The following is an 11,867-nucleotide window of genomic DNA, read 5'->3' on the forward strand; positions in this document are numbered from 1 at the left end:
ATCTCCAGAATGATTGGTGTCTTCCTTGGCATCGACAGCCGAAATGCAGTATGGCCAGGGCGGTTGTCTGGCACGCCCTGGCCATGGCTCGCTTTAGCCGATCAATATCAGTATCTCGTTGCCTTCCACCTTGGTGGGGTAGGTTCTGATGTCTTCGGTGAGCGGCTCGCACATGGCCTTGCCGCTCTTGATGCAGAACTTGCCCTGGTGCAGCGGGCATTCGATCTCACCGTCTTCCACGAAGCCGTCGCTCAACCGGGCGTGGCCGTGGGTACAGATGTTGTCGGTGGCGAAGATCTCCCCATCCAGGTTGTACAGCGCCAGCTCGCGATCCTGGGCCATCACCCCGATAACGTCGTCTTCCGGCACCTCGGCCAGGCTGGCCACCTTGATCCATTCATTGTTCATGGCATCACCTCAAATCGGATAAATCAGGGAGTTCAGGATCATTTCGCTGTCGAACACGCAGATGCGCGACTCCAGCTTCAATCCGTCCGGGGTCTGGCGCAGCCGGTCGATATAGCGGCCCACGTTGAACACCTGGGATACGCCGTCGCTCTTGGTGCGGAACACCGCGTAGCTGGCTTCGGACTCGACCAGATCGTTGTCCACGGTGAGAATGCGTGGCGCCGAGACCAGATGGCGCTGGTAGTAAGGGTCGTGGAAGATGGTTTCGGTAATGCCGTAGATGCGATCCTTGAGCATGCCCTTGCTGTCGAGGGACAGCGCCGCCAGCGGCAGCCCCTGATCATAGTTTTCGCGCGACTGCACCCGGTACAGGCAGTCGTCAATAAACATCTCGTACCAGTTTTCCCACTGCTCGGCATCCACCGCCGCCGCATAGTCCTGGTAGAACTGATTCACTTGCAGGTAAAGTTGCATGTCCATCTCGCTTACACCTCCATCACTTTGCGCCAGTAGTCGTACATGCCCCGGATCAGGGTTTCCGAGACCATGTGATCGGTGTCGCCGATCTCGTGCCCGCCCAGTTCGGCCAGGGTGCGGTGGAAGGGCTTTTGCTCGAAGCCTTCCTGGGAGAATTCAATCACCTCGCCGTCGTCTGCCGACACAAAGCCGGCCGGCCCGAACAGGTTGGCCTGGCGCAGCCGCCGTTGGGTCATCTCCGTGCTGTCGTCCTCGAAGCCGAAGTGGGTCCAGACAAAGTCGAAGGAGCCGTGGCCGTTGGGCTGGATATGGCGGGTGGACACGCTGTTGACCTGCTGCTGGATAATGACGCTGGGGAACAGGGTCATCATCACCGCGGTCGGTCCCTGCCACCAGGGCTCCACCTCCACATCGAGGAAGCGGGCGTCGTTGAGCTGCATCGATTCCTTGAAGCTGGACACGCTGGTGGTCTCTTCGTTCTTGCCGCCCTGGCCGCGGGTGGAGATCATCGCCGCGTGACGGTAATGCTTGTCCATCTTCAGCTCGGATCGGTTGTCGGCGCGCCACAGGCCGAAGGTGACGAACCAGGTGTGAAGCAGGCCCGGATGGTAGGGATCCTTGATGTTTTCCATCATCAGCTTCCAGTTGCCGGGAATGCGCTGCTTGTTGTAGCCGAGCACCTTCAGCTGGCGGCCGTTGAACAGACGATCGAAGTAGTGCAGCATCTCCGGCCCGACATAATCCTCGAACGATTCGATGTCGTGGTCGAAGCTGGCGAACACCACGCCGCCGCGCCGGGCCACCTTAAGCTGGGTCAGGCCGTGGTCGGCGGGCTTGAAGTCCTTGGGCATGCCGCCCTTGACCTGGCCGTCCTGCTTGACGCCGCGACGGAAGGGGACGCCCTGCAGGTTGCCTTTGAGGTCGTAGTTCCACTGGTGGTAGGGACAGACGAATTCCTTGCGGTTGCCGTGCTTCTCGCGGCAAAACTTCATGCCGCGGTGGGCGCAGACGTTTTCCACCACGTTGATGCCACCGTCCTGATCCCGCACCATGATCACCGAGCGTTCGCCGATCACGGTGCGCTTGAAATCGCCCGGCTTGGGAATTTCCGCTTCCAGGCCGACATAGCACCAGTGATTGCGGTAGAACAGTCGTTCCAGTTCCCGCTGGTGCACCTCGTCGCTGGTATAGGCCCAGAAAGGGATGCGATGAGTGCCGTCTTCCTGCCAGACGTGCTTCAACAGATTGGTTTCTTCCTTGCTCATGTTGTGACTCCGGATTGAATGAATGTTAACGATGAGGGGGCGACTCAGACCCCGCTCGGGTAAAAGGCGTCCGCATAGACATGCTCGAAAGGAACGCCGCGCCGGGTAGCCATCAGGGTAGCGGCCTCGACCATGGGAGGGGGGCCGGCCAGGTATACCCGCCATCCCTCCAACCGCTCGAAGCGTTCAAACACCGCATCGGTGACCAGGCCTCGCTGATAAGGGCTGCTTTCTTCCGTACTGCTCAGTACGATGTGGTAATGGAACTGGGGGAAATCCTTGGCCAGGGCTTCCAGGTAGTGCAGGCCATACACATCCCGCTCGGCCCGGGCACCGAAAAACAGATGGATGTCGTTGGCCATGCCGCTTTCCAGGGCACCACGCACCACCGACAGCATGGGCGCCAGGCCGGTACCGCCGGCGATGCACAGCATGGGACCTTCATGCTTGCGGCGCAGGTAGGAGGCGCCGAGGGGGCCGTTGAGCTTGACGCTGCCGCCCACCTGCAGTTTTTCGTCCAGCAGCGGAGTGACCCGGCCGTCGGGCACGATGCGGATATGGAATTCCAGTTCGTCGTCCACCGGCACTCCGGCCATGGAGTAGGAGCGCACCGCCTCCGGCCACAGCTGTAGCTGGACGTATTGCCCGGGTGAGAACTCCAGCGGCTTGTTGGTCTTGACTCGCAGCCGGCGGACGTCATGACACAGGATGTCGAAGGCGGTGATGGTACCCTTGAGGGTCTTGGCCGGGTGAGTGACAACTTCGTCCGGTTCCGGTACCTCGATCACGCAGTCGCTCTCGACCGTACTCTGGCAGGCCAGCACATAGGTATCGTTTTGTGCCAGCCGTCCTTCCGCCGCGGCCGGGCCCGGCACCTGGCCATCGATGACCTTGCAGCGGCAGGTGCCGCAACGACCGGACAGGCAGCTGTAAGACACCGGCACCTGATGTTCGCGCAGCACGTCGAGCAGGTTGCTGCCGGCCGGCGCGGTAATGACTTTGTTAAGGGGGTTGACCAGGATTTCCATCATTGCTCCTCGTGATGCCAACTTGTTAATTCATTGTTGAGCAAAAGGTAACCTCAATGATGATATTTAGAAAGGCAATGCTGTGAATTATGTGTATTCATGAAACTTATATCTTTAGGGTGAGAGATCACTGATCTCATCCTGGTTCATTACAAGTCGTCGGAGCAGGGGCATGTTCCAGAGTGCGCGTGGAGCGATCGTGAGAGCGAGGCTGCACGACGATGGAGGCCCCTCAAGCGTTACGGCCACGGGGCCTACGGTTTCGGTGAATCACGACTGTATTCACCGGGGATGTACATTGCCATCAGGTAGCTCCGCTCCGCCGGCTCGCCCTTAAATAGAGAGGGTATGAGTGCTATTTATAAAGGATAAATAGCTGTTCAAAATAGTTTCTCGGCCGAGATAACAAGAGGGTATCGCCAGGCTGCCCTCGGCGCCGAGGATAATACGACGGCGCCTTTGGAGAGCGGCGGGTCAGCGTGCGATACCCGATCGACATAACAGTATCAGGAATGGTTTTTACTTAGAAGGTGATAACTGTTTTCATTACTGTGACCCATGCATCCTGGGTCTCCTTCAGACCACCGGGGCGATGCCAATATTGCAGGCCAGGCTGCAGTTCGAGCCAGGATACAGGACGGAAACGATAATGGATCTCGGCATTGACTGAATCACCAGGAACAGGGCTGTAGTCAGGATTATTATAATCAATTATACCCTGGATCTGGTTTTTATAGTCTTGATTTCGTGCGTAATGATTACTGGTGTCAATATATGACACACCTAAACCGATCCAGTCATTCGGTCTTGCATCAAATAGCCCTCTATACCTGAGTTGTGCCGCAGCAATAATATGCATGTAATTACTGCGCTGATCCGAGACGCTAGCGCTGAATGCGGCACTCATACCTCGGTTGGGATCATCGCTATGTTGTGTGATTTGCTGATTGAAACCGCCATAGAAGAACCAGGTATTGTCATACTCTTTGTACCCTTCTGGATCTGTGGCGCCCGGCCCCCCCGACTTGCCCTTGTATAGATCCTTCTGTTTGGCGTTGGTGTAGAGTACGCCAAAATTGTATATACCAGGAAGATCGTTGACAAAGGTCCGTGACTCCAGCTCTAGTGGTACAAGGACGCCTTTACTGCCTTTTGTTGACCAGCTCCATGCCTGACTGCGACTGCTGGCTCGAGGATTCTGTTCAAGTACACCCGTTTTCAGGGTTAACTCTGGTGTCAACTTGTACTCAAAAGATGTCCCCCAAGTGTGCACATTCCAGTTATTCCAAGTTAATGAAAATGCTGATTTTCCTCCACAGTGTGTCAAAAGCTGGAAGTCACAGGGCAGTATGCCATCAAATGTTTGCACTTTATTCATCATACCTATACGCCAGCTAAGGCGCCGGTCATCAAAGCTGCGAGCAAACGTAAGCCAACCCAGACGGGTGCTTGATTGGCCACCCCAACTTTCCTGAGAAAGATCATTGAAGTTAACACGAGTGTCCTGCAAACGCTCTGTCGTTAAAAGATCGTTGTGGTTACGGTTGACGATATTCCCCTCAATCTTGGCATCAGGGATTCCGGTCCAACGTTCCAAATCTTGTGTGAATGTCAGGGCAGTCTGATCAATATAGGCAACATGACCATCGGTGTTGTAGCCTCCGTCAAGGTTGTGGGCAAGCTGGTTTAGGTAAGCAAGATTATAGTTGAAACCATTTTCGGTAAGGATTGGACGAATACCAAGCATTTCTCCAAGTAAGCCTTCACCTAGTGCTTCAAATCCAAGAACAGTGCCATTCCATGAATTTTGCTGAGCTTGAGTCAATAAGGGGAAGGTCAGTGCCGAAAACAAAATTGTCGATATTAATGTTTTTTCCATGGCTATCACCAAGTAACTGTTGATAAAAATTAACCACTCATGAAAGAGTGATGCTTGTATTAATGTAGTGGGCAGTTTAGTTAAACTGTGACTACATTAATGACTCTTTATATTCAATCCAAACGTTGGATAACTAGACAGAGTGTTGCATCCAGACGAGCTGTAAACTACTACCATAATGTTTCAGATGAGGCATCCCTGAAAACAGTTGTTTGCTAGGTTGTGCCAGGTATCCGAACTCCCTGGCACAACATTCTGCTTTTTATATCCGTCTTATATCCGTCGAATGGAATGAATTGTTTGTTTTTTAAAATAGATAGTTATAGAGTGAGATCATTAAAATGACCCTTCTTGATAATTATTCCATTTTTAGGCTGTCACCATTGGTACGGATTACTTCTTGATACCAATAAAAGCTCCTTTTTCGCCGACGCTCCAGTGTGCCATTCCCTTCGTCATCCCGATCTACATGGATATAGCCATAGCGTTTGCTCATCTGGGCGGTGGAAGCACTGATCAGATCAATAGGCCCCCAGCTGGTGTATCCCAGGACTTCAACCCCATCCTTAATCGCTTCGGCAACCTGGACCAGATGGGCATTCAGGTAGCTGATTCGGTAATCGTCCCGTATCGAGCCGTCCGCTTCGACGACATCTTTGGCACCCAGGCCATTTTCAACGATAAACAGAGGTTTCTGATAGCGATCCCACAGCTCGTTAAGCAGGATCCGCAGGCCGACGGCATCGATCTGCCAGCCCCACTCCGAAGCCTTTAAGTGCGGGTTGGGTACCATGCTAAGAATATTTCCACGCTTTTTTTCCTGCGCTGTTGCCGAGGCACAACCGGTGAAATAGTAGCTGAACGAGATAAAATCGACGGTGTTTTGCAGAGCCTCAAGATCGCCAGGTTCTATGTCCAGTTCTATCTGATGGTCGCGAAAGTAGCGATGCATATAATTGGGGTAGGCGCCACGGGCCTGTACATCGGCAAAAAACATCCAGCCGCGGTTCATTTGCATGGCTTCGAGCACGTCCTCCGGCTTGCTGGTGAGCGGATATTGCAATCCCCCCAGCAGCATATTGCCAATGTGTCCACCCGGTACCAGCTCATGGCAAGCTTTGACGGCCAGGGCACTGGCCACCAACTGATGATGGATTGCCTGGTAGATGGCGGCCTTGCTGCTATTTTGTGCCAGCCCTACTCCGGTAAAGGGGGCATGCAGGGACATGTTGATTTCGTTGAAGGTCAGCCACTGTTTGACCTTACTGCCAAAACGTTCAAACACGATGCGGGCGTAATGCTCAAAGAAACCGATCACCCGACGAGCCCCCCAGCCACCATAGTGCTCAACCAAATAGAGCGGCATTTCGTAGTGGGATAGTGTCACCAGCGGCTTGATACCATATTTGAGCATTTCGTCAAACAGACGGTCATAAAAGGCCAGCCCGGCTTCATTCGCCTCTGTTTCATCCCCATTCGGGAAAATGCGCGTCCAGGCGATGGAGGTTCGCAGGCATTTGAACCCCATCTCCGCAAACAGAGCGATGTCTTCCGGGTAGTGATGGTAGAAGTCGATCGCCAGATCCTTGATATTGTGATCGCCCGGCTCGCGGCTCACGATATCACCAAACACGCCTTGTGGCTGAACGTCGGAGGTGGAGAGCCCCTTGCCATAGAGCCGATAAGCTCCTTCAACCTGGTTGGCGGCAATGGCTCCACCCCACTGAAAATCTTGTGGAAACAGGATATTGCTCATTTTCACTCCTTGTCTTCAAAGGTGACGGTCAACAGTGGTGAACCTTCCTCGATCTGCTCATGGTAGACAGAGAGGGAGATCGGCACGCCGCTGGCTTGAGTCACCACCATGGGAGTGGTGATGTCGTAGCCGGCAGCCAGAATGGCTTCACGGTCAAACTCCAGCAACAGGTCTCCAGCAGCAACCCTGTCGCCCAGCCGAACATGGGGAACGAAATGCCGGCCATCCAGCTTGACGGTATCGATACCCACGTGGATTAACACGTCCAGCCCGTTGTCGGCACTGATCCCGATGGCATGATTGGTACGAAACAGTGAAGCTATCTCACCATGAATGGGGGCCACGACCCGACCCGATTCCGGTATGATTGCCACTCCGGCCCCCAGCAGGCCGCTGGCAAAGGTAGGATCGCTGACCTCCGCCAGAGGTACGACACGGCCGCTTTGCGGGGCTAGCAGGGCAGCACTCCCCTGGGGAGCTGGCGTCATTTCCTTTACTGCATTGCCGGCGTTATGGTTTTCAGTCTTGGGTTTGGCGGGGGCTTTCAGGCCAAACAGCCAGGTGAAAGAGAATGCAAATGCAAGGGACAGCAAGGATCCAAATACCAGACTCCAGACGCTGGCATCAATGCCGGTAGATGGGATCACCTGAGTAAAAGTGAAGATGCTCGCCAAGCCAAATGTATAAGCCGTAGTATTGCCAACTCCAATCAGGGCACCACCCAGGGCACCGCCAATACAGCCGAAAATAAAAGGACGACGCGTCGGCAGGTTAACGCCGTATACTGCAGGTTCGGTGACGCCGAAAACCCCGGCGGTTACCGCCGAGCCGGCCATTACTTTGGTTTTTGCATCACGGGTACGCAGCATTACACCCAGTGCGGCACCTACCTGGCCCATGACAGCAGCGACCAGCATGGGCAGCATGGTGTCTTGTCCCAACATGCTAAAGTTATTAATTATCAGTGGGATAAATCCCCAATGCAGGCCGAAAATCACAAAGATTTGCCAGAAGGCGCCGATCACCGCACCGGCCAGCATGGGAGTGAACTCGTACACCGCCAGGTAGCCATTCGCCAGCCAGCGTCCCACCCCCGTCGCGGCCGGACCAATCAGCAGGAAGGTCAGCGGCACCACCAGTACGATGCAAAATAAGGGGCTGAAAAAATTGCGCACGGCTGAAGGCAGCCATTGGTTGAATCTGCGTTCAAGATGGCTGCAGGCCCAAGCGGCAAAAATAACCGGCAGCACGGAACCGCCATAGTTGATGAGAGTAACCGGAACGCCCAGAAACAGGCTGGGTTCAGCGCCCATTTGTTGACTGGCATGGAAAAGCGAGGTGATAGAGGGATGGATAAGGGCACCACCAACGGCCATGGAGATAAACGGATTGCCACCAAATTTTTTGCCGGCGGTATAACCCAGAATAACAGGAAAGAAATAGAACAGGGCATCACCGGCGGCATTGAGTAGCTGATAGGTACCACTGCTCGTCGTGGTCCATTGCAGGGCGAGCGCGAGGGCCAGAAACCCCTTGAGTATACCGGAAGCGGCCAGCATCCCGAGCAGAGGGGTAAAGATGCCGGAGACCGTATCGATAAATCGGTTGAATAGGCTGCTTTTGGAGCCATCGGCCTTATGCTCATCCACTTGGGGAGTCTGCTCATCAATACTGGCTGCCTTGTTGACGGCTTGATAAACGGCATTGACTTCGTTGCCGATCACCACTTGAAATTGACCGCCGCTCTCCACCACCATGATGATGCCTGGCTCCTGTTTGAGCCCTTCTCCATCAGCTTTGGTATTATCATGCAGTTTGAAGCGCAATCGGGTCGCGCAATGTACCAGGCTGGCGATATTGTCGCGGCCTCCGACTCCGGCCACTATTTTTTGTGCCAGTGATTGATGGCTCATAGATTTTCCTCTGCGTATTCATCCAATATTAAGATATAAAAAAACCTGACGCAGCGCCCGGGTCATTGCTGCCGAGAACCGCATCAGGTTTTGCCTGCCGAAGCAGTAACAATCCTAGTTTATTGACCAGTTTTATTCTTTCGGGGGATTCCCGTTTAACTATCGATAGCTCGAATTTATTATCCTTGGCATTCCTTTCTCACTTGTTCAATATGAATGGCAAGAAACATTAATTCTTCCTGACTAAGCGAACGCTGATACTCCATGGATAAAAATTGATTGATTTTCTCTGCACATCGCCAAGAAGCAGTGTAATTTTTTTGTATGGTTCTGTACATGCCTGGGTCGCTGCTGGTTAGCACACTGCAGGACAGCATACGTTGAGCAAAAAATTTCAGATGAGTTATAAATCGACTGTAACTCAGGGCTTGTTCATTATATTCAATCCGCATCTGATATTTGACGATGTTCAGTATCTCCTGCATTACGCGCGTAATATGAATAACCTCAGGCATTTCACTATTTAGTTGGGCGTTGACCAAGTGCAGGGCAATAAAACCTGCTTCATCTTCTGGTAAAATTACACCTAACCGTTCGGCAATCATCGCCAGGGCTTCTTGACCCACTTCAAATTCTCTCGGGTACAGATTACGGGTTTCCCAGAGCAGAGCATTGCGAATACTAACACCGATCTTCATCCTCTCAATGGCGAAGTGGCAGTGGTCGGTCAAGCTGATATAGAGACTGTCTTGCAGGGGACCGAGTCGCTGAATCGCAAGCGCAATAATCCTGTCGCACACCCCCATTACCTCAAGCGGGATACGGTCGAGTAGCTCACTTAGCTGGGAAACCAGTCCCTGATCCTTAAGGGAGAACACCTTCTCTACTTTGTCCTGATCAAGGGGATCACCAATCCGTTTTTGAAAGCCAAGGCCACGTCCCATCACCACCTGCTCTTGGTGGCGATCATCCTGTACGACAACGACGTTGTTGTTGAGAATTTTGGCTATCTTCACGTTAACCCCTAGAAAACAAAAAAACCTGGCCGCCCATGGGTGTTATGGACAGCCAGGTTTTGCCTGCCTTAGCAGTAACAATCCTGTTGCGGAAATAGTCGGTCTATACATTATTTAACACAAGAGAATATGGTAGAAACTGTGAAATTGAACGCATTTTCTTATGGTTTTACAGGCCGGTTATGTGTTTCGGATCACAGGTTTCAATGTCGTAACGTCGAACAGGTGGTGTAAAAAATACCTACGAGGGCATGTTGCTTACCGCTCCCACCTGCCATGAACATCTACTGATGTACCAGTGGCAAGCGGAAGTGGAAAGTAAGGCTGTGATTAGGATAGCGGGAGCTTCGGAACCGTTATGGCAGAGCTCCTGTCAGTTGCTTCCCACTTGAAGTCCATTCTTCATAGCCGCTATTTTCTGAAGTGCCGAGCGCGATGTGCTTAACCTGATTTTTTCAGCGTTTCAGAAAAAAGCTCACCGGAAATGGCCCAGTTTTCAGTCTTTACATCATTGAAAATGACATAGATATAGTTAGGATCCACACCGGCGTGCTTGGCAATAGCGTCGGTCACCTCTTGGGCAATTGCAGATTTTGCACTGTCTCGGCCTTCAAACATCTGAATATTAACGACTGGCATAACGATTCCTCTTTTTCTGTATGTTTCAGGATGGTACCTAAGCGAATAGGATGATAAATCCCAGCTGGATATTGATAAAGGGAGAATAATGACTCTCAGTGTTGCATAAATTTCAACAATGGTTGGTATAAATAACGGATCCTAAAGCTGCTACACCAACCGCATGCTTACACGCGGTGAACCCCGGGCTCTGCCGAACCATCGTTGACGGCGAAGGGGCTGTTAGGGAGTCAGGTCGCTGCCGAGAGTGATCTACCATTCGGAACAGCTATTTAGTTAGCTAACCTTATTCGTTAGGAAAAAGTGCCTTCATCGGATAACCGGACAAACTCGTCAATGATAAAGCGCACGCTAGGCATCAGATGCCGATTACCGGGCCAGATCATATGCAATCCGCTCGGTTCCGGTGCCAGTTGTGGCAGTATCGGTACCAACTGTCCGGCGGCTATCAGGGGCCGCAGCAGCAACGCCGGAAATTGCACGATACCGGCCCCGGCCACACAGGCGTCGACCATGGCGTCACCATCGCTGATCTGGTGAAAGGCCTCAGGATTAAAGCGGGTATCCTTGCCGGAAGCAGACTTCAGCAACCAGGACAGTGGTCGTCCCCCTCGCCAGGCCATGATGCAGTGATGCTGTTGCAACTCTTCCAGAGTATTCGGCGTACCATGGCGTGCCAGATACTCCGGGGCCGCACACAGGAGCTGTTGCTGGTCGTTAAGCTTTCGGGCAACGAGTTCACCACTGTCCTGCAGCGGACCGAACCTGAACGCCAGATCAAAACCGGCATCCAGCGGGTCGATAACCTTGTCGTTAAAAGTGATGGTCAGCTTCAGGTCCGGATATTGTGCGGCCATCTCCAACAGTATCGGCATCACTACTCGCCGGCCAAACGCGGCCGGCAAATCGATCCTGACCTTGCCACTGGGGTGCGTCTGTTTTGACAGTAGTGCTGATTCGGCTTCCTGCAAGGTCTTCAGTGCCGACTGACAACTGACCAGGTAGGCTTCTCCTTCCGTGGTCAGGCTGACCTTACGGGTAGTCCGGTGCAGCAACTTGGTCGCCAGACGCTGCTCCAGCTTGGCAATACTCTTGCCGAGGGCTGACTTGGACACCCCCAGTTCATCCGCCGCTGCGGTGAAACTGCCTACCCTGGCTACAGTGACGAAATAGACAATAGTGCGGAGAGAGTCGGGTAATAGTGGATTGAACATGGGCATATCATCCTTTTTGTGCTCAGCCACACCATAACATCAATATCGGCCCATGGAGTAACAGGCTCCGGTGTGAGTTGTCGCCGTCATCTCGACCGGCTGCGGCCATCTTTCCAGAACGGTGAAGGGAGGTAAAATTTGAATGAAAATAAGGAAGTGCCGGAAGAAATCAAGGCCCTGGTGCTTAAAACACCGTCGGATATGGCTGGGATATATACCCTGGCCACCCTGTAAGGGTGGCCAGGGTTTCATCGGTGGATTATGAGGTCTCT

At 53.1% G+C, this 11,867-nt stretch carries 10 protein-coding genes; all 10 read right to left on the reverse strand.

Features of this window, described 5'->3' with window-relative positions; genetic code table 11:
* Positions 1-93: 93 nt before the first annotated feature.
* The 10 genes from C7H85_RS12035 to C7H85_RS12080 all read right to left on the reverse strand — a co-directional run bounded on the left by C7H85_RS12035 (position 94) and on the right by C7H85_RS12080 (position 11,595).
* Positions 94-408 carry a non-heme iron oxygenase ferredoxin subunit gene (locus tag C7H85_RS12035; protein WP_106729957.1) on the reverse strand — a complete coding sequence of 105 codons (315 nt, stop codon included), beginning with the start codon at positions 406-408 and terminating at the stop codon, positions 94-96.
* 9 nt (positions 409-417) lie between these two features.
* The gene (locus C7H85_RS12040; protein ID WP_106729958.1) at positions 418-888 is read right to left on the reverse strand and encodes an aromatic-ring-hydroxylating dioxygenase subunit beta; all 471 of its coding nucleotides are present in this window, start codon (positions 886-888) and stop codon (positions 418-420) included.
* 5 nt (positions 889-893) lie between these two features.
* Positions 894-2,150, reverse strand: coding sequence for an aromatic ring-hydroxylating dioxygenase subunit alpha (locus tag C7H85_RS12045; protein WP_106729959.1), 1,257 nt, complete (start codon positions 2,148-2,150; stop codon positions 894-896).
* 44 nt (positions 2,151-2,194) lie between these two features.
* Positions 2,195-3,178 (reverse strand): 2Fe-2S iron-sulfur cluster-binding protein, encoded by a 984-nt coding sequence (locus C7H85_RS12050; RefSeq protein WP_106729960.1) that lies wholly within the window; start codon positions 3,176-3,178, stop codon positions 2,195-2,197.
* A gap of 523 nt (positions 3,179-3,701) precedes the next feature.
* Positions 3,702-5,057, reverse strand: a complete 1,356-nt coding sequence (locus tag C7H85_RS12055) for a carbohydrate porin (RefSeq protein WP_106730191.1) — start codon at positions 5,055-5,057, stop codon at positions 3,702-3,704.
* Positions 5,058-5,415: 358 nt separating this feature from the next.
* Positions 5,416-6,813 carry a glycoside hydrolase family 1 protein gene (locus tag C7H85_RS12060; protein WP_106729961.1) on the reverse strand — a complete coding sequence of 466 codons (1,398 nt, stop codon included), beginning with the start codon at positions 6,811-6,813 and terminating at the stop codon, positions 5,416-5,418.
* Positions 6,814-6,815: 2 nt separating this feature from the next.
* Positions 6,816-8,726 (reverse strand): PTS beta-glucoside transporter subunit IIABC, encoded by a 1,911-nt coding sequence (gene bglF, locus C7H85_RS12065; RefSeq protein ID WP_106729962.1) that lies wholly within the window; start codon positions 8,724-8,726, stop codon positions 6,816-6,818.
* Positions 8,727-8,905: 179 nt separating this feature from the next.
* Positions 8,906-9,742 (reverse strand): BglG family transcription antiterminator LicT, encoded by an 837-nt coding sequence (licT, locus tag C7H85_RS12070; RefSeq protein ID WP_106729963.1) that lies wholly within the window; start codon positions 9,740-9,742, stop codon positions 8,906-8,908.
* 441 nt (positions 9,743-10,183) lie between these two features.
* Complete coding sequence (locus tag C7H85_RS20370) at positions 10,184-10,510, reverse strand: tautomerase family protein (protein WP_483887915.1); 327 nt, start codon at positions 10,508-10,510, stop codon at positions 10,184-10,186.
* Positions 10,511-10,674: 164 nt separating this feature from the next.
* Positions 10,675-11,595: a LysR family transcriptional regulator gene (locus C7H85_RS12080; protein ID WP_106729965.1), complete on the reverse strand. Its 921-nt coding sequence runs from the start codon at positions 11,593-11,595 to the stop codon at positions 10,675-10,677.
* Positions 11,596-11,867: the final 272 nt, after the last annotated feature.

The organism is Zobellella endophytica (genome assembly GCF_003012775.1).
Classification (GTDB): domain Bacteria; phylum Pseudomonadota; class Gammaproteobacteria; order Enterobacterales; family Aeromonadaceae; genus Oceanimonas; species Oceanimonas endophytica.

Excerpts from the sequence above, each read along its gene's own strand:
- C7H85_RS12045 (WP_106729959.1), bottom strand. The coding sequence starts at position 2,150 with ATGAGCAAGGAAGAAACCAATCTGTTGAAGCACGTCTGGCAGGAAGAC.
- C7H85_RS12060 (WP_106729961.1), bottom strand. The coding sequence starts at position 6,813 with ATGAGCAATATCCTGTTTCCACAAGATTTTCAGTGGGGTGGAGCCATT.
- C7H85_RS12055 (WP_106730191.1), bottom strand. The coding sequence starts at position 5,057 with ATGGAAAAAACATTAATATCGACAATTTTGTTTTCGGCACTGACCTTC.
- C7H85_RS12040 (WP_106729958.1), bottom strand. The coding sequence starts at position 888 with ATGGACATGCAACTTTACCTGCAAGTGAATCAGTTCTACCAGGACTAT.
- C7H85_RS12080 (WP_106729965.1), bottom strand. The coding sequence starts at position 11,595 with ATGTTCAATCCACTATTACCCGACTCTCTCCGCACTATTGTCTATTTC.
- bglF (WP_106729962.1), bottom strand. The coding sequence starts at position 8,726 with ATGAGCCATCAATCACTGGCACAAAAAATAGTGGCCGGAGTCGGAGGC.
- C7H85_RS12050 (WP_106729960.1), bottom strand. The coding sequence starts at position 3,178 with ATGGAAATCCTGGTCAACCCCCTTAACAAAGTCATTACCGCGCCGGCC.
- C7H85_RS12035 (WP_106729957.1), bottom strand. The coding sequence starts at position 408 with ATGAACAATGAATGGATCAAGGTGGCCAGCCTGGCCGAGGTGCCGGAA.